The sequence below is a fragment of the Bosea sp. 685 genome (assembly GCF_031884435.1).
Taxonomy (GTDB): Bacteria; Pseudomonadota; Alphaproteobacteria; order Rhizobiales; family Beijerinckiaceae; genus Allobosea.
Map to the genome: position 1 here is coordinate 4,367,581 of NZ_CP134779.1, position 17,385 is coordinate 4,384,965.

The 17,385-nt window shown below is 66.5% G+C and carries 13 protein-coding genes; 11 read left to right on the plus strand and 2 right to left on the minus strand.

Annotated features, from left to right (window positions below; all coding sequences use genetic code 11):
- Positions 1 to 291: 291 nt before the first annotated feature.
- Positions 292 to 1,605, minus strand: coding sequence for a guanine deaminase (gene guaD, locus RMR04_RS21560; protein WP_311910425.1), 1,314 nt, complete (start codon positions 1,603 to 1,605; stop codon positions 292 to 294).
- A 266-nt stretch (positions 1,606 to 1,871) separates the two neighbouring features.
- Positions 1,872 to 2,822, minus strand: coding sequence for an IS481 family transposase (locus tag RMR04_RS21565; RefSeq protein WP_311910426.1), 951 nt, complete (start codon positions 2,820 to 2,822; stop codon positions 1,872 to 1,874).
- Between the two features lie 336 nt (positions 2,823 to 3,158).
- Here RMR04_RS21565 and xdhA point away from each other — a divergent pair, with 336 nt between their 5' ends.
- From xdhA to RMR04_RS21620, 11 genes are all read left to right on the plus strand, one after another.
- Positions 3,159 to 4,637: a xanthine dehydrogenase small subunit gene (xdhA, locus tag RMR04_RS21570; RefSeq protein ID WP_311910428.1), complete on the plus strand. Its 1,479-nt coding sequence runs from the start codon at positions 3,159 to 3,161 to the stop codon at positions 4,635 to 4,637.
- Entirely contained in the window at positions 4,630 to 6,996 is a 2,367-nt protein-coding gene (gene xdhB / locus RMR04_RS21575; RefSeq protein WP_311910429.1) for a xanthine dehydrogenase molybdopterin binding subunit, read from the plus strand. Before xdhA ends, xdhB begins: the two co-directional genes overlap by 8 nt.
- 223 nt (positions 6,997 to 7,219) lie before the next feature.
- Complete coding sequence (xdhC, locus tag RMR04_RS21580; RefSeq protein WP_311910430.1) at positions 7,220 to 8,062, plus strand: xanthine dehydrogenase accessory protein XdhC; 843 nt, start codon at positions 7,220 to 7,222, stop codon at positions 8,060 to 8,062.
- On the plus strand, positions 8,046 to 9,602 hold the full coding sequence (locus RMR04_RS21585; protein ID WP_311910432.1) for an ABC transporter ATP-binding protein: 1,557 nt from the start codon (positions 8,046 to 8,048) through the stop codon (positions 9,600 to 9,602). Before xdhC ends, RMR04_RS21585 begins: the two co-directional genes overlap by 17 nt.
- A complete protein-coding gene (locus RMR04_RS21590) occupies positions 9,595 to 10,659 on the plus strand; it encodes an ABC transporter permease (RefSeq protein ID WP_311910434.1) in 1,065 nt (354 codons plus the stop codon). The genes RMR04_RS21585 and RMR04_RS21590 overlap by 8 nt, the downstream gene beginning before the upstream one ends.
- Positions 10,660 to 10,915: 256 nt before the next feature.
- Entirely contained in the window at positions 10,916 to 11,839 is a 924-nt protein-coding gene (locus RMR04_RS21595; RefSeq protein WP_311910435.1) for an ABC transporter permease, read from the plus strand.
- 31 nt (positions 11,840 to 11,870) lie between these two features.
- The gene (locus tag RMR04_RS21600) at positions 11,871 to 12,953 is read left to right on the plus strand and encodes a BMP family ABC transporter substrate-binding protein (protein WP_310153229.1); all 1,083 of its coding nucleotides are present in this window, start codon (positions 11,871 to 11,873) and stop codon (positions 12,951 to 12,953) included.
- Positions 12,954 to 13,270: 317 nt separating this feature from the next.
- On the plus strand, positions 13,271 to 14,440 hold the full coding sequence (locus RMR04_RS21605; RefSeq protein ID WP_311910439.1) for an ABC transporter substrate-binding protein: 1,170 nt from the start codon (positions 13,271 to 13,273) through the stop codon (positions 14,438 to 14,440).
- Between the two features lie 195 nt (positions 14,441 to 14,635).
- Positions 14,636 to 15,562 (plus strand): branched-chain amino acid ABC transporter permease, encoded by a 927-nt coding sequence (locus tag RMR04_RS21610; RefSeq protein WP_311910440.1) that lies wholly within the window; start codon positions 14,636 to 14,638, stop codon positions 15,560 to 15,562.
- The gene (locus tag RMR04_RS21615) at positions 15,559 to 16,566 is read left to right on the plus strand and encodes a branched-chain amino acid ABC transporter permease (protein WP_311910441.1); all 1,008 of its coding nucleotides are present in this window, start codon (positions 15,559 to 15,561) and stop codon (positions 16,564 to 16,566) included. The genes RMR04_RS21610 and RMR04_RS21615 overlap by 4 nt, the downstream gene beginning before the upstream one ends.
- A complete protein-coding gene (locus RMR04_RS21620; RefSeq protein ID WP_311910442.1) occupies positions 16,559 to 17,308 on the plus strand; it encodes an ABC transporter ATP-binding protein in 750 nt (249 codons plus the stop codon). The genes RMR04_RS21615 and RMR04_RS21620 overlap by 8 nt, the downstream gene beginning before the upstream one ends.
- Positions 17,309 to 17,385: the final 77 nt, after the last annotated feature.

Consider the following 17,385-nt stretch of genomic DNA (forward strand, 5'->3'; position numbering starts at 1 on the left):
TGGCTCGGCGAAGCCGAGACGGATGAGGGGGCGCTCGACGATTGCCGTTTTGCCTTGCGACGCTAACCGGAAAGGGCACGGCGCCCCCTCATCCGGCGCTACGCGCCACCTTCTCCCGCATCAAAGTCGGCTGTTGCCGACTTTGACACTTTGGGTCGCCCATCTCGGGCAAGCCCGAGATGGGTGGGAGAAGGGAAGAAGCGCTCTTCCTCGCCTGGTCGCGGGATTACCTGGGATTTGGTGTGGATCGTGATCCAAGTCGGAAACATCCGACTTGGATTGGAGAGAGAGTCACGTCGGCGCCACCCGCTCCCCCATCACATAGGTCGCGGCGACATTGCGCTCGTCGCCGAGCGTGACCAGCACGAAGAGCTCCTCGGCCAGATCGCGCGCCGTCTCCAGCCGATGCGCCATCGCCCGCGTCGCAGCGGGGTCGAGCACCACGACATCCGCTTCATGGCCCGGTTCGAGCGAGCCGATGAGATGGTCGAGCTTGAGCGCGACCGCATTGCCGCGCGTGATCGCATGCAGCGCCGCGAAGGCCTGGAGCGACTGCCCCTGCAATTGCAGTATCTTGTAGGCCTCCGACATGGTGCGCAGCATCGAATAGGAGGTGCCGCCGCCGATATCGGTCGCGACCGCGACGGGCACGCCCTCGCGCTTGGCGCGCGCCCAGTCGAACAGCCCCGAGCCCAGGAAGAGGTTCGAGGTCGGGCAGAACACCGCCACCGCCCGGGCTTCCGCAAAGGCGCGCCATTCGCGCTTGGTCATGTGGATGCAATGGCCCATCAGGCTCCTGGGGCCGAGCAGGCCGTATTGCTCGTAGACGCCGGCATAATCGGGCGCATCCGGGAACAATTCACGGGTGAAGGCGATCTCAGCCTGGTTCTCGTTGATATGGGTCTGGACATGGCAGTCGGGATGCTCGGCCGCCAGGCGCCCCGCCGCCGCCAATTGCTCGGGCGTCGAGGTGATCGCGAAGCGCGGCGTGATGGCGTAAAGCTGCCGGCCCTTGCCGTGCCAGCGCGCGATCAGCGCCTTGGAATCGGCATAGCTGCTCCCGGCGGTATCGGTCAGGGCGTCCGGCGCATTGCGGTCCATCATCACCTTGCCCGCAACCATGCGGGTGTTGCGGCGCTCGGATTCCAGGAACAGCGCTTCGACCGATTGCGGGTGGACCGAGCAATAGACCACCGCCGTCGTCGTGCCGTTCGCCAGCAATTCATCGAGGAAGAAGCAAGCGAGCTTTTCGGGGTGGCCCTGCTGCCCGCATTTCTGCTCCTCGACGAAGGTGTACTTATTGAGCCACTCCATCAATTGCGCGCCATAGGAGGCAATCACCTGCGTCTGCGGCATGTGCAGATGCGCGTCGATGAAACCCGGCATGATCAGATGCGGGCGATGGTCGATGATCTCCGCCCCGGCCGGCAGCCCCGGCAACAGCGCGGCGGCCTCGCCCACGGCCGCGATCATACCGCCGGAGATGACCAGCAGCCCGTCCTCGACATAGCGATGGGCGGCGTCTCCCGCAGTCTCGGGATCGTCGACGAACCAGAGCAGGCGGCCGCGCAGCGCCCGGGTGGCTTTCATTTCGGTCACAGGCATAGGGCGTGTCGTCAGTTATGGTTTCGGGTTGGACGGGAGCGATTTTGGTCGAGTGGAAGGAGAATGAGGCCGCAAGCCTTTCGGCTTGCTACGATATTCGACGCAGCAATCGACCAAAAGCGCCCCGCCGCTTCGCGGTGAGGTGAAAAATGACCGGCTGCAGCGTCGCATCGCTTGCCAATACAAATGTATTGGGCTGCGCAATGCTCCTCCCACCCGGGCATTTTTGACCTCATCCAACTCCAAACCATAACTGACGACACGCCCTAGGTGTTTAGTCCCGGCATTTGATGGAGAGGATTGAGCCTGAATCTTTGTGGCTCGCTTGTCCATTGTTTGCAGATGAACTCGACGGGCGAGAGGCCTTTGAGGGTCTTGAGGCGGCGGCCGAAATTGTAGGCCGTGATGAAGTCGGCGAGGTGGCGTCGGAGCTGATCGTGGCTGTCGTAGTGGAAGCGTCTGACGGTGGCTTCCTTGATGGTGCGGTTCATCCTTTCGACCTGGCCGTTGGTCCAGGGATGCTTCACCTTGGTCGAACGATGCTCGATGTCGTTCTCCCGGCAGGTCCGCCCGAAGATGTGCTCCATGGCGGTGCGGTCCTGCTCGCGGTTTTTGAACTGAATGCCGTTGTCGGTGAGGATCGTGTGGATCTTGTAGGAAATCGCCGCGATGAGATGGCGCAGGAATTCGGCTGCGATCATCTTGGTGGCCCGCTCGTGCAATTCGACAAAGGCGAACTTGCTGGTCCTATCGATGGCCACGAAGAGATAGAGCTTTCCCTCGGCGGTCTGCACCTCGGCGATGTCGATGTGGAAGTAGCCGATCGGGTAGCTCTTGAATTTTGTCTTGGCCGGCTTGTCGCCTTCGACATCCGGCAGGCGGGACATGCCGTGACGTTGCAGGCAACGATGCAATGACGAGCGGGTCAGGTTCGGAATCGTCGGCCGCAGAGCGTAAAGGCAATCGTCGAGCGGCAGCAGGGTGTGCCGCCGGAAGGCGACGATCACCGCCTCCTCCTCGATCGTGAGCACCGTCGAGGACGGGTTCGTTGGCCCCGTCGGCACATCGGCCACCGAGGTCCGCTTCTTCCACTTCGCGACGGTCTTCTGGTTGATCCCGTAGCGCTCAGCCAGCGCTATCAGGCTCTCTTGACTATTTTGTATTGCTCGACGGATCGCCTCTGTCGTGGTGGCGCTGCTGTGGAGAACCTGACCCATAGTGCATCCTTCGATTCAGAAGAAAATAATGCACCATCAAAACCCGAGACCAAACACCTAAGGCTCCGGCTCAAATTCAGGTCATATCTGCACCAAATCAAAGCTTTCGGCCAAGCATCGATCATGCCTAATCTGAGGGCATGATTTGGGTTCAGCCGTTCGTTCCGCTCTGTCGTCGGCAACACCCTCCGCCGTCATCCTGGCCGGAGCGAAGCGGAGTGCCGGGATCCATCATAGGGCAGTGTGGTCTCCCTATGATGGATCCCGGATCTGCGCGGCTGTGCCGCTTGTCCAGGATGACGGCGGCGGTTGTTGGCAGCGGGGAGAACTCCCAAGATGCGTGAGACGCAGCGCTTCCTCCTCGGCGACAGGCTGGTCGAGATCGCATCCTGCGATCCGACGCTGACGGTGCTCGACTGGCTGCGCCTCGACCGGCGCCTGACCGGCAGCAAGGAGGGCTGCGCCGAGGGCGATTGCGGCGCCTGCACCGTCGTCATCGGCCGGCTCGACCGGGGCGCGCTGCGCTATGAGGCGATCAACGCCTGCATCCGCTTCCTGCCGACGCTGGACGGCTGCCAATTGCTCACCGTGGAGCATCTGAAGGGCGCCGACGGCGCGCTCCACCCGGTCCAGCAGGCACTGGTCGACTGCCATGGTTCGCAATGCGGCTTCTGCACGCCGGGCTTCGTGATGTCGCTGTTCGCGCTCTGGCTGAACGAGGATGCGCCCGCCGTGACCCGCATCGAGGATGCGCTGGCAGGGAATCTGTGCCGCTGCACCGGCTATGAACCGATCATCGCCGCGGCGCAGCGCATGTATGGGCTCGGCCAGCGCTCGCAGGACCGTTTCGCGATGGACCGGCCGCAGATCGCAAGCCGGCTCGGTGCGCTCCAGGACCAGGCGACGCTGGCGCTTGGCAACGGGGATAGCCGCTTCTACGCGCCGGCAAGCATCGACGCCCTCGCCGAACTCATGCTCGCCGACCCCGATGCGACGCTGGTCGCCGGCGCGACCGATGTCGGGCTCTGGGTGACCAAGGGCATGCAGCGGCTCTCCCCCGTGATCTCGCTCGGCCGGATCGAGGCGCTGCGCGAGATCGCGGATGAGGGAGACCATCTGCGCATCGGCGCGATGGTCAATCATGCCGATCTCCGCAAGGCGCTGGCGGCCTTGTCGCCGCAGCTCGACGAATTGATGCGGCGCTTCGGCGGCGAGCAGGTCCGCAATGCCGGCACGATCGGCGGCAACATCGCCAATGGCTCGCCGATCGGCGATCTGCCGCCGGCGCTGATCGCGCTCGGCGCGCGGCTGGTGCTGTGCCGGGGCGCGGAGCGGCGCGAGATCGCGCTCGAAGACTTCTTCCTCGATTACCGCAAGCAGGATCGGCTGCCGGGCGAGTTCGTCGAGGCGGTTCTGGTGCCGAAGCTGCCGACAGACGCGCTCTTCCATGTCTCCAAGATCTCGAAACGCTTCGACGAGGACATCTCGGCCGTCTGCGGCGCGTTCTTCCTGCAGCGCGACGCCACCGGCCGGATCAGCCAGGCGCGACTCGCCTATGGCGGCATGGCCGGCATTCCCAAGCGCGCGAAGGCCGCCGAGGCTGCGCTGACGGGGCGCTCATGGGACGAGATGGCTGTCACCGCTGCCATCGCCGCTTTGGCGAGCGATTTCCAGCCGCTCACCGACATGCGCGCTTCGGCGCGATACCGCCTCAAGGTCGCGGGCAATCTGCTGCGGCGTTTCATGATCGAGACGACGCAAACCGGGACGGCTACGCGCGTCGCCGGGCTATTGGCGGAGGCCAACCATGGCTGACGCCCGCAAGCGGCTCGATCCCGAGAGCACAACCGGACCTGTCGGCGCGGCACGGCCGCATGATTCCGCCAGCAAGCATGTCGCCGGCGAGGCTGTTTATATCGACGACATCCCGGAACCAGCCGGCCTCGTCCATGCCTGTCTCGGCCTGAGCGAGATCGCCCATGGCCGCCTGGTCGCGCTCGATCTGGAGCTCGTCAGCGCCGCGCCCGGTGTGCTCTGCGTGCTGACGGCTCAGGATATTCCGGGCCAGAACGACATCTCCTCGACGCATCGCCATGACGAGCCGGTCTTTGCGACGGAGATGATCCTGCATCATGGCCAGCCGCTTTTCGCGGTTGTCGCTGGGACGCGCGATCAGGCACGGCGCGCGGCCCTCCTCGCCCGGGCGGAGTATCAGGAGATCGCGCCGCTCCTCGTCGTCGCCACCGCTCGCGCCGCCGGCGGGAAGCTCGTCACCGACCCGCTCAAGCTCGAACGCGGCGATGTCGCAGGTGCGCTTGCCGCGAGCCCGCGCCGCCTGAAAGGCTCGATGACGATCGGCGGGCAGGACCATTTCTACCTGGAAAGCCAGATCGCGCTCGCCATTCCCGGCGAGGACGAGGACATGTTCGTCGCCTCCTCGACGCAGCATCCCAGCGAAGTCCAGCACATGGTCGCGCAGGTGCTCGGCGTCGGCTCGCACGCGGTCACCGTCGAGATCCGGCGCATGGGCGGCGGCTTTGGCGGCAAGGAGACGCAGGCCAATCTCTTCGCCTGCGTCGCCGCGCTCGCCGCCCGCAAGCTCGGGCGGCCGGTGAAGCTCAGGCCCGACCGCGACGACGATATGGTGATCACCGGCAAGCGCCATGATTTCGTCTGCGATTACGAGATCGGCTTCGATGATGACGGCCATATCCTGGCGGTCGATACGGTCTATGCCGCGCGCTGCGGCTGGAACGCGGATCTGTCGGGCCCGGTGACCGACCGGGCGCTGTTCCACATGGATAATTGCTATTTCTACCCGGCGGTGCGCGCCCGCTCCGAGCCCTTGCGCACCAACACCGTCTCGAACACCGCCTTCCGCGGCTTTGGCGGGCCGCAAGGCATGGTCGGGGCCGAGCGTTTCATCGAGGAGGTCGCCTTCGCGACCGGGCTCGACCCGCTGGAGGTGCGCCGACGCAATCTCTATAGCGGCAGTTCCTCCAGTGAAGGGCTTGGCCGCAACGTCACGCCCTATCACCAGACCGTCGAGGACATGATCGGCGGCGAAGTCATCGCGGAGCTCGAACGCCGCTGCGACTACAAGGCCCGCCAAGACGCGATCCGCGCCTTCAATGCGGCAAACCCGATCATCAAGCGCGGCATAGCGCTGACGCCGGTCAAGTTCGGCATCTCCTTCACCGCGACCTGGTACAATCAGGCCGGCGCGCTGGTGCATGTCTATACCGACGGCACGGTGATGCTGAACCATGGCGGCACCGAAATGGGCCAGGGCCTCCATGTGAAGGTCGCCCAGGTCGTGGGCCATGCCTTCGGCATCGGGCTGGACCAGATCAAGATCACCGCCACGACTACGGCCAAGGTCCCCAACACCTCCGCCACCGCCGCCTCCTCCGGCTCGGACCTCAACGGCATGGCGGCGCTCGACGCCTGCGAGACGATCAAGGCGCGGCTGACCGCCTTCGCGGCCAGGCACTGGCAGGAGGAGCCCGACGCCATTGCCTTCCTGCCCGGCCGCGTGCGGATCGGCGCGCGCGAGATCGCTTTCGTGGAGCTCATCCAGGCCGCCTATATGGCCCGCGTCCAGCTCTCCGCCACCGGCTTCTACGCGACGCCAAAAATCCATTGGGACCGCAAGGCCGGGCGCGGCCATCCGTTCTATTACTTCGCCTATGGCGCAGCCGCTGCCGAGGTCGCGATCGACACGCTGACCGGCGAATACAAGGTCGAGCGGGTCGACATCCTGCATGATTGCGGGACGTCGCTGAACCCCGCGATCGACAAGGGCCAGATCGAGGGCGGCTTCATCCAGGGCATGGGCTGGCTCACCACGGAGGAATTGGTCTGGGACGATAAGGGCCGGCTCAGGACGCATGCGCCCTCGACCTACAAGATCCCCGTGGCGTCGGACCGGCCGCGCATCTTCAATGTCGACTTGCTGGAAAACGCGCCCAATCGCGAGCCGACGATCCATCGCTCCAAGGCGGTGGGCGAGCCACCGCTGATGCTGGCGATCTCGGTTCTGCACGCATTGTCCGACGCGGTGGCGAGCGTCGGCGGGCACAGGGTCTGCCCCAGGCTCGACGCGCCGGCGACGCCGGAGCGGGTGCTGGACGCGGTCGAGCGGGTCAAGGCGGAGGCGGGAGGCTTGTCATGAGCCAAAGCGCGCCGCTTTGCCGAGAGAAGCGCGGGGCACCCTCTCGCGTAGGGAGAGGGCAGGGTGAGGGGTCGGCCGTTGGACGCTTTGGCTGTAACCTCACCGCAGCGTCTCGCCGAAGTCGGCAGATTGCTGGTCCAGGGGCCTACACCTCACCCCTGCCCCTCTCCTTACAGGAGAGGGGTTCCCCGCGCTCTAAGCACATGCCTTGCCGAGGTTTCCCATGAACCTCCCATCCTTCCTCGCGACGTATCTCCGTGACGGAGCCATCCTCGTGACGCTGGCGAAGGCCGAGGGCTCAACCCCGCGCGAGGCCGGCGCCACCATGGCGGTCAGCGCGGCTGCGACCGCCGGCACCATCGGCGGCGGGCAGCTCGAATTCCACTGCATCGACATCGCTCGCGAGATGCTGACCGAGGGCGCAGCGCAGCGCGCGCTCGACATCCCGCTCGGCCCGCAAATGGGCCAATGCTGCGGCGGGCGGGTGCGGGTCGCGCTGAAGCGCGCGACGGCGGCCGATCTCGCCAGGCTCACTGCCAGCGAGAAGGCCGACGCGGTTCTGCGGCCCGCCATCCTCCTGTTCGGCGCCGGCCATACCGGCCGGGCACTTGCCCTGGCGCTCGCTCCCCTGCCCTTCGCCACCTCGTTGATCGACGACCGCGACGGCGTCATGGACGGCCTGCCCTCTGCGATCACCTGCATCAGAATGGCCGATCCTGTCGCGGCGATCGAGACGGCGAGGCCAGGCAGCGCTTTCGTGATCCTGACCCATAGCCACGCGCTGGATTATCGCCTGACGGAAGCGGCGCTGGCACGGAGTGACGGGTCTTACGTCGGCATGATCGGCTCGGCGACGAAGCGGGCGCGTTTCGAGTCCAGCTTTCTGCGGGCCGGCGGGAGAAACGAAGCGCTCTCCCGCCTGACCTGCCCGATCGGCGGCTGCGATGTGGACGACAAGCGCCCGGAGGTGATCGCGGCCTTGACGGCAGCCGAGCTGGTGCGTTGCTTGCTTGACCATCGGCAGCCGGCGAAGAGGAGACGGGCCAGACATGAACCAGCCGCGTGAGCAGGAGGTGCCGCCGCGGCTGGCGCTCGCCCATATCTCCAAGAGCTTTCCCGGCGTGAAGGCGAATGAGGATATCAGCCTCAGCGTCCGTCCCGGCGAGATCCACGCACTGCTTGGCGAGAACGGGGCCGGCAAATCGACCCTGGTCAAGATCATCTACGGCGTCCAGCACGCCGATGAGGGCACCATCGCCTGGAATGGCGAGACCGTCTCGATCTCCTCCCCCAAAGCGGCGCGCCGGCTCGGCATCGGCATGGTGTTCCAGCATTTCTCGCTGTTCGACGCGATGACGGTGATCGAGAACATCGCGCTCGGCTTGGACGAGGCGGTCGATCGCGAGGTGCTGAAAGCCCGCGTCGCCGCGATCCTCGACAGCTACTCGCTGCCGCTCGACCCCGAGCGCGCGGTGCATACGCTCTCCGTCGGCGAGCGCCAGCGCATCGAGATCGTGCGCTGCCTGCTGCAGAAGCCGAAACTGCTGATCATGGACGAGCCGACCTCGGTTCTGACGCCGCAAGAAGTCGAGCGCCTGTTCGAGACCTTGCGCCAGATCGCCTCCGAGGGCTGCGCGATCCTCTACATCTCGCACAAGCTGCATGAGATCAAAGCGCTCTGCGAGGCGGCGACGATCCTGCGTGGCGGCCAGGTCGTGGCGACCTGCGACCCGAAGCTCGAAAGCACCAAGCGCATGGCCGAGCTGATGATCGGCGCGGAACTGCGCCAGATCGAGCACAAGCCCGGCGCCGGCACTGGCGAAGTGCGGCTCAGCGTCCAGGGCCTGTCGCTGGCGGGCGAGCCGCCCTTCGGCACCGACCTCGAAGCGGTCTCCTTCGAGGCGCGCGCCGGTGAGATCCTCGGCATCGCCGGCGTCGCCGGGAACGGCCAGTCGGAGCTGCTGACCGCGCTCTCGGGTGAGCGACTGGCTACCGCCTCGGACGCTATTCGGCTCGATGGCAGGCCGATCGGACTAGAGGGCGCGGGTGCGCGCCGGGCGGCCGGCCTCGCCTGCGTGCCCGAGGAACGTAACGGCCATGCCGCCGTGCCGGATTTCTCGCTCGCCGACAACAGCATCCTGACCGCGCGCCACCGCCTGCCGCTCGCCCCGCTCGGTTTCATCGCGCGCGGCGATGTGCTGCGCTTCGCCCAGAGCGTGATCCAGCGCTTCGACGTGCGCACCACCGGCCCCGGCGCGCTGGCGCGTTCGCTCTCGGGCGGAAACCTGCAGAAATTCATCATGGGCCGCGAGATCGGCCAGCAGCCGGCCGTGCTCGTGGTCTCGCAGCCGACCTGGGGCGTCGATGCCGGCGCTGCCGCCGCGATCCGGCAGGAGCTGGTCGATCTCGCCGCCAAGGGCTCGGCCGTGGTGGTGATCTCGCAGGACCTCGACGAACTGCTAGAACTCGCCGACCGGCTCTGCGTCCTCAATGAAGGCAGGCTTTCCGCCCCGCGCGCGATTGCGAGCCTCGGCATCGACGAGATCGGCCTGATGATGGGCGGCGTGCATGGCGCCGGCGAAAGCACGGGAGCGACCCATGCTTGAATGGCGCCGCCGCCGCGAGCCGAGCTCGCTCATGCTCTGGCTGAGCCCGCTGATCGCGGTCCTGCTCACCATGCTGATCGGCATGATCGTCTTCACCGCGATGGGCTATGACGGCTTCCACGCCGTGCGCGACATCTTCCTGACACCGTTCCTGGAGCCGCAGCGCTGGCCCGATCTCGGCGTCAAGGCGGCGCCGCTCGTCATGATCGCGCTCGGGCTTGCCATCGGCTTCCGCGCCAATGTCTGGAATATCGGGGCGGAGGGGCAATACATCATGGGCGCGATCGCCGGCACCGGCGTGGCGCTGGCGACCTACGACATGACGGGATGGTGGATCCTGCCCGCCATGGCGCTCGCCGGCATCCTTGGCGGCATGGCCTGGGCGGCAATCCCCGCCTTCCTGCGCGTCAAACTCCAGGTCAGCGAGATCCTCACCAGCCTGATGCTGACCTATGTCGCGGTGCAGGGCCTGTATTACCTCGTGCGCGGCCCCTGGAAGGATCCGGACGGCTTCAACTTCCCGCAGACGCGGATGTTCGCGCCCGACCAGACGCTGCCCGTTCTGGCGGAAGGTTCTCTCGTTCATCTCGGCATCCCGCTCGCGCTCCTCATCGCCGTCATCGCCTGGCTGGTCATGGAGAAGACGACGGCAGGCTATGCGGTGAAGGTCGTCGGCCTCGCGCCGGCGGCTGCGCGCCATGGCGGCTTCAGCGCCGACGCAGTGACCTGGGCGACATTGTTGACCGGGGGCGGGCTTGCGGGCCTTGCCGGCCTGTTCGAGGCGGCCGGCCCCTTCGGCCAGCTCACGCCGCAATTCCCGACCGGCTATGGCTTCACCGCGATCATCGTCGCGTTTCTGGGCCGGCTGAATCCGCTCGGCATCGTCTTTGGCGGCATCGTGCTGGCGGCGACCTATGTCGGCGGCGAGATCGCGCAGACAACCGTTAAGCTGCCGCAAGCTGCGACCGGCATGTTCCAGGCGCTGCTGCTGTTCATGCTGCTCGCGACCGACGTGCTGGTGCGCTACCGGATCGGCTGGAAGGCGCGGGCGGTATGACGACGCGTGCTCCCACCAACCTCTGTCATTCCGGGGCTTCGCGCAGCGAAGAACCCGGAACCCACGACTGGGTGAGACGGAAAACCCGTCATGGTCGGCCTTGTGCCGACCATCCACGTTTTCCTTCGGCGAGCGTCGTGCTCAAGACATGGATTCTCGCCACAAGGGCGGGAATGACGCTGGAGCCAAGGGCGCACCCGGTCGTGGGTTCCGGGTTCGCGCCTTCGGCGCGCCCCGGAATGACAGGGCGCGCGCCATGACCTCCGCCATCCTCGTCTCGATCCTGATGACCCTCGTCGCCGCCTCGACGCCGATCCTGCTGGCGGCGCTGGGCGAGCTCGTCGTCGAGAAGTCGGGCGTGCTCAATCTCGGCGTCGAGGGCATGATGCTCACCGGCGCGGTGGCGGGCTTCGCCGTCGCCTACAGCAGCGGCAGCACGACGCTGGGCCTCGTTGCGGCGCTCGCTGCCGGCGTCGCCACCGCGATGATCTTCGCCGTGTTGACGCTCTCCCTCACCGCCAACCAGGTCGCGACGGGGCTGGCGCTGACGATCTTCGGCATCGGCGCCTCCTCGCTGATCGGGGCGGGCTTCGTCGGGCGCACCATCACGCGGCTGGGGCCGGTCTTTCCCGAGGCGCTCGCGGGCCATCCCATCCTGCGCGCCGTCTTCGGCCACGACATTGTCGTCTATCTCTCGCTCGCACTGGTGCTGGCAGTGAGCTTGTTCCTGCGCAAGACGCGGCCCGGCCTGATCCTGCGCGCCGTCGGCGAGAACGACGCCTCGGCCCATGCCATCGGCTACCCCGTCATCGCCATCCGCTATGGCGCGATCGCCTTCGGCGGGGCGCTGGCCGGCCTGGGCGGCGCCTATTTCTCGCTGGCATTGACGCCGATGTGGGCCGACCGCCTGACCGCCGGGCGCGGCTGGATCGCACTCGCGCTCGTCGTCTTCGCCGCCTGGCGGCCCGGGCGATTGCTGCTGGGGGCCTATCTGTTCGGAGCGGTGATGACGCTCGAATTGCAGGCCAAGGCGGCCGGCATCACCTGGCTCGCGCCGGAGCTTCTGGCGACGGCCCCCTACCTTGCGACAATTGCCGTTCTGACCATGATGTCGCTAGGACGAAAGACCGGCCGGCTCGATGCGCCGGCCTGCCTCGGCAAGCCATTCTCGGCGTCGTGACGCCGCAAACCATAAACGGGGAGACCACATCATGACCTCGATCATCACGCGCCGCAGATTCAATTTCGGCGCGGGCGCCGCTGCCGCGACCCTGCCGCTGATCGGCGGGCAGGCTTCGGCGCAGGCCCCGCTCGGCGTCGGCTTCATCTATGTCGGCCCGGTCGGCGACCATGGCTGGACCTGGACGCATGACCAGGGCCGCAAGGCGCTGGAGAAGGAGTTCGGCGACAAGATCAAGACCAGTTTCATCGAGAACGTCGCCGAGGGGCCCGACGCCGCGCGCGCCATCCGCCAGCTCGCCCAGGCCGGCAACCGGATCATCTTTACCACCTCCTTCGGCTTCATGAACCCGACGATCCAGGTGGCCAAGCAGTTCCCAAAAATCCATTTCGAGCATGCGACCGGCTATCAGCGCGCCGAGAACGTCGCGACCTACAATGCCCGCTTCTATGAAGGCCGGGCCGTGATCGGCACCATCGCCGGGCATATGTCGAAGACCGGCCAGGCCGGCTACATCGCCTCCTTCCCGATCCCGGAAGTGGTGATGGGCATCAACGCCTTCACGCTCGCCGCCCGCAAGGTGAACCCGAACTTCAAGACCAAGGTGATCTGGGCCTCGACCTGGTACGACCCAGCCAAGGAGGCCGACGCCGCCAAGGCTCTGATCGACCAGGGCGCCGACATGATCACCCAGCACACCGACTCGGCAGCCGCCCTGCAGGCGGCCGAGCAGCGCGGCGTCTTCGCCTTCGGCCAGGCCTCGGACATGAAGGCCTTCGCCCCCAAGGCGCATCTCTCGGCGATCGTCGACGACTGGTCGGGCTACTACATCAAACGCGTCAAGGAGGTCATGGACGGCAGCTGGAAATCCGGCGACGTCTGGGGCGGCATCAAGGACGGCTTCGTCAAGCTCGCGCCCTATAACGACGCGGTGACGCCGGCAGCGCGTGCGGCAGCCGACGAGGTCCAGAAGGGCATTGTGGCTGGCACGCTCCACCCCTTCACCGGCGAGTTGAAGGATCTCAAGGGCGAGGTCCGGGTCAAGGCCGGCGAGAAGGCCTCCGACGAGGTGCTCTCCAAGATGGATTGGTATGTCGACGGCGTGCAGGCGTGAGGGAGCGTGTCATCCCGCACGCGTCGCAGCACGCAGTGCTGCGGCGCAGACGCGGGACCGCATGACGGAAAGCGCCTCTTTCCCGGGAAAGCGCCTCTTTCTGGCGACGGTCCCGTGTCTGCGCAGCGGCACTTCGCGCCGCAGCGCGCACGGGATGACAGCCCGCGAAAATTCTTCGCCTTGAACCCCTTGCAGATATTTTAAGCTTGAAACAATATGCCTTCGTCGCGTGCAATATGCCTGCGGCGCGTGGTGGAGAGGGTGAGGGTCCCCTGCCGCGCCGTCGCTTTCTCGTTCGTCCCGGGAGGACATCGGACATGACACTCAAATTCGCGCTTTCGCTCAGCGTCGGCCTGCTCGCGCTGGGCGCGGCCAGCGCCCAGGCGCAGGAGCCGATCAAGATCGGCGTGGTCAGCGTGCTGACCGGCCCCGCGGCCGCGCTCGGCCAGCAGGTCCGCGACGGCTTCCAGCTCGCGGTCGACCAGAAGGGCGGCAAGCTCGGCGGCATACCTGTGCAGATCACCGTGATCGACGACGAGCTCAAGCCCGATGTCGCGGTCGGCAAGGTCAAGGCCTTCGTCGACAGCGGCAAGGTCGATTTCGTCGTCGGCCCGGTGTTCTCGAACATTCTCGGCGCCATCGCCAAGCCGGTGCTCGATTCCGGCGCCTTCCTGATCAGCCCCAATGCCGGCCCCTCGACCATGGCCGGCAAGGCCTGCAACCAGAACTTCTTCGTGACCTCCTACCAGAACGACCAGGTCCATGAGGTGCTGGGCAAATACGCGCAGGACCAAGGCTACAAGCGCGCCTATATCATCGCGCCGAACTACCAGGCCGGGAAGGACTCGCTCGCCGGCTTCAAGAACTACTTCAAGGGCGAGATCGTCGATGAGGTCTATGCACCCCTGACCTCGATGGACTTCGCCTCCGACCTCGCCAAGATCGCCTCGACCAAGCCCGATGTCGTCTTCGCCTTCCTGCCCGGCGGGCTCGGCGTCAACTTCGTCAAGCAGTGGTCGCAGGCCGGCCTGCAGGGCAAGATCCCGTTCCTCTCGGCCTTCACCGTCGATGAATCGACGCTGCCGGCGCAGCAGGACGCGGCGGTCGGCCTCTTCGGCGGCATGACCTGGGCGCCCAACATGGACAACCCGCAGACCAAGGCCTTCGTCAGCGCCTATGAGGCGGCCTACAAGATCGTGCCCGGCTCCTATGCCCAGCAGGCCTATGACGCCGCGCTGCTGATCGACTCCGCCGTCAAGGCGACCGGCGGCACCGCCGACAAGGACAAGCTGCGCGCCGCGATCAAGAAGGCCGATTTCACCTCGCTGCGCGGCAAGTTCAAGTTCAACACCAATGGCTACCCGATCCAGGACTTCTACCTGGTCAAGGTCGCCAAGCGCCCGGACGGCAAGTTCCAGACCGAGATCGCCCAGAAGGTGTTCACGGACTACGCCGACCCGCATGCCAAGGATTGCGCGCTTAAGTAAGCCAAGCGAACCGCGGGGAACCCCTCTCCTGCAAGGAGAGCGGCAGGGGTGAGGTGCTGGCCCGAAATCGTCAGCCTGAACCAAGGTGCGCGGTCAGCGCCAGCCTGACTGGTCAAACGGCCTACCCCTCACCCTGCCCTCTCCCTCCGGGAGAGGGTTCCCCGCGCCTTTACGAACAGGCGATCGCGGAGACCCATGACCACCAGCCTCCTCATCGTCCAGATCCTCAACGGGCTCCAGTTCGGCATCCTGCTGTTCCTGGTCGCGGCGGGGCTGACGCTCGTCTTCGGGGTGATGGACTTCATCAACCTGGCGCATGGCGTGCAGTACATGCTCGGCGCCTATCTCGCCGTGACCTTCGTCGGGCTGACCGGCAGCTTCGTGCTCGGGCTGGCGCTGGCGCTGGCGGCCGCCCTGCTGATCGGGCTCGCGCTCGAATTCCTGGTCTTCCGCCATCTCTACGAGCGCGACCATCTCGACCAGGTGCTCGCCACCTTCGGGCTGATCCTGCTGCTCAACCAGGGCGTCAAGATCATCTGGGGTGCGGCCCCGCTCTCGGTGCCGGTGCCGGAATTCCTGACCGGCTCGATCCGGCTGATGGATGGCATCCTCTATCCCGTCTATCGCGTCGCCTTGATCGGCTCGGGGCTCGCGGTCGGCGGACTGCTCTGGTTCATCGTCGAGAAGACGCGCACCGGCATGCTGCTGCGGGCCGGCGCCTCCAATGCCTCGATGGTCTCGGCGCTCGGCGTCGACATCCGCAAATTGTTCATGATCGTCTTCGCCTTCGGGACCATGCTTGCGGGCTTTGCCGGCGCGATGGCGGCGCCCATCCTCTCCGTCGAACCCGGCATGGGCGACACGGTGCTCATCCTCGCCTTCGTCGTCATCGTGGTCGGCGGCATCGGCTCGATCCGCGGGGCGTTCGTGGGCGCCTTGATCGTCGGCCTCGTCGACACGCTTGGCCGCTCCTTCATGAACGATCTCCTGCGCCTGTTCATGAGCGCGCCTTCGGCCCGAGCGACGGGGGCTGCACTCTCCTCGATGCTGATCTATCTCGTCATGGCGATCGTGCTGTTCGTGCGGCCCGAGGGCCTGCTGCCGGCCAAGGGCCGCTCATGAGCGCCGAGTTTGCCAGTATCCGGCCCGCCCTTGCCGAGGCCGCCCGGCCGGCCGCGCCACCGCGCCGGCGGCCAGTCGTCGCCATCGTGCTGTTCCTGGCGCTGGCCGCCATGCCGCTTGCGGTCTCGCTCGGCTTGCCCGCGCATTGGCTGACGCTGGTGACGCGCGCGCTGATCTTCGCCATCGCCGCGCTCTCGCTCGATCTCATCCTCGGCGTCGGCGGGCTCGTCTCCTTCGGCCATGCCGCCTTCATCGGCATCGGCGCCTATGCCACCGGGATCATGATCACCGAGGGGCGCAGCGAGGCGCTGCTGATCCTGCCGGTCATCCTCGCGGCCTGTGCGCTTTTTGCGGCGATCACCGGCGCCGTCTCGCTGCGGACGCGCGGCGTCGCCTTCATCATGATCACGCTGGCCTTCGGCCAGATGGCCTATTTCCTGGCGCAGGCGCTCTCGGCCTATGGCGGCGATGACGGGCTGACGCTCTATGAACGCAGCACGCTCGCCGGCTTCAAGCCCTTCGCCAACCGGACATCGTTCTACTACGTCACGCTGGCGACGCTTGCCGGCTGCTATCTGCTGATCAGCACCATCGTCGCCTCGCGTTTCGGCCGGGCTTTGCGCGCCGCACGCGAGAACGCGACGCGGGTCACGGTGACCGGCTACGATGTCGGCCGCATCCGCCTGATCGCCTATGTCATCTCGGGCATGATCGCGGGCCTCTCCGGCTTCCTGCTCGCCAACCAGACCGATTTCGTCAGCCCCGCCTTCATCTCCTGGCAGCGCTCGGGCGAGCTCATCTTCATGGTGGTGCTCGGCGGCGTCGGAAGCCTGCATGGCGCGATCATCGGGGCGCTGGCCTATCTCTTCGCCGAGGACGTGCTGTCGGGCTGGACCGAGCATTGGCGGGTGATCTTCGGACCGCTGATCGTGCTCTTCGTGCTGTTCACGCGCGGCGGCCTGGTCGGCATCATCGGCAAGCTCGGGGGCAGGCGCGATGACTGAGCCGGTGCTTGCGCTCAGCGGCGTCAGGAAGGCCTTCGGCGCGCTGAAGGTCACCGACGGGGTCGATCTCTTGCTCGCACCCGGCGAATTGCACGCTCTGATCGGCCCCAACGGTGCCGGCAAGACCACGCTCGTCCACCAGATTTCCGGCATGCTGCGGCCCGATGCCGGCAGCATCCGCTTTCGCGGCGCCGAGATCACCGGCTTCACGCCCGAGAAGCGGGCGCGCGCCGGCCTCGCCCGGACCTTCCAGATCACCTCGACCATCGCCTCGCTCTCGGTGCTGGAGAATGTCGCGCTCAGCGTACAGGCGCGCGCCAGCCATCCGCTCGCGCTCTTCCGCAACGCCGCGCGTGACGAGAGCCTGAACCGGCCCGCCTGGGCGGCGATCGAAGCCGTCGGGCTCGCTGAGCGCGCCCATGTGCTGGCGGGCCGCCTCTCCCATGGCGAGAAGCGTGCGCTCGAGATCGCGATGGCGCTGACGCTGGAGCCTGCCGCGATCCTGCTCGACGAGCCGCTCGCCGGCGTCGGCCGCGAGGAAGGCGAGCGCCTGATCGCCCTGCTCAAGAGCCTCAAGGGGCGCTACGCCATGCTCCTGGTCGAGCATGACATGGAGGCCGTGTTCGCGCTCGCCGACACGGTCAGCGTGCTGGTCTATGGCCGCGTCATCGCCTCGGGCGATCCGGCAATGGTGCGGGCCGACCCCGCCGTGCGCGAAGCCTATCTCGGCGAGGAGGGGTGATGGCGACACGCAGGCCCTCCGCTGTCATTCCGGGGCTTCGCATAGCGAAGAACCCGGAACCCACGACCGGGTTTGCT

Coding starts and splice junctions, on each gene's coding strand:
- guaD (WP_311910425.1), bottom strand. CDS start 1,605: ATGCCTGTGACCGAAATGAAAGCCACCCGGGCGCTGCGCGGCCGCCTG.
- RMR04_RS21565 (WP_311910426.1), bottom strand. CDS start 2,822: ATGGGTCAGGTTCTCCACAGCAGCGCCACCACGACAGAGGCGATCCGT.
- xdhA (WP_311910428.1), top strand. CDS start 3,159: ATGCGTGAGACGCAGCGCTTCCTCCTCGGCGACAGGCTGGTCGAGATC.
- xdhB (WP_311910429.1), top strand. CDS start 4,630: ATGGCTGACGCCCGCAAGCGGCTCGATCCCGAGAGCACAACCGGACCT.
- xdhC (WP_311910430.1), top strand. CDS start 7,220: ATGAACCTCCCATCCTTCCTCGCGACGTATCTCCGTGACGGAGCCATC.
- RMR04_RS21585 (WP_311910432.1), top strand. CDS start 8,046: ATGAACCAGCCGCGTGAGCAGGAGGTGCCGCCGCGGCTGGCGCTCGCC.
- RMR04_RS21590 (WP_311910434.1), top strand. CDS start 9,595: ATGCTTGAATGGCGCCGCCGCCGCGAGCCGAGCTCGCTCATGCTCTGG.
- RMR04_RS21595 (WP_311910435.1), top strand. CDS start 10,916: ATGACCTCCGCCATCCTCGTCTCGATCCTGATGACCCTCGTCGCCGCC.
- RMR04_RS21600 (WP_310153229.1), top strand. CDS start 11,871: ATGACCTCGATCATCACGCGCCGCAGATTCAATTTCGGCGCGGGCGCC.
- RMR04_RS21605 (WP_311910439.1), top strand. CDS start 13,271: ATGACACTCAAATTCGCGCTTTCGCTCAGCGTCGGCCTGCTCGCGCTG.
- RMR04_RS21610 (WP_311910440.1), top strand. CDS start 14,636: ATGACCACCAGCCTCCTCATCGTCCAGATCCTCAACGGGCTCCAGTTC.
- RMR04_RS21615 (WP_311910441.1), top strand. CDS start 15,559: ATGAGCGCCGAGTTTGCCAGTATCCGGCCCGCCCTTGCCGAGGCCGCC.
- RMR04_RS21620 (WP_311910442.1), top strand. CDS start 16,559: ATGACTGAGCCGGTGCTTGCGCTCAGCGGCGTCAGGAAGGCCTTCGGC.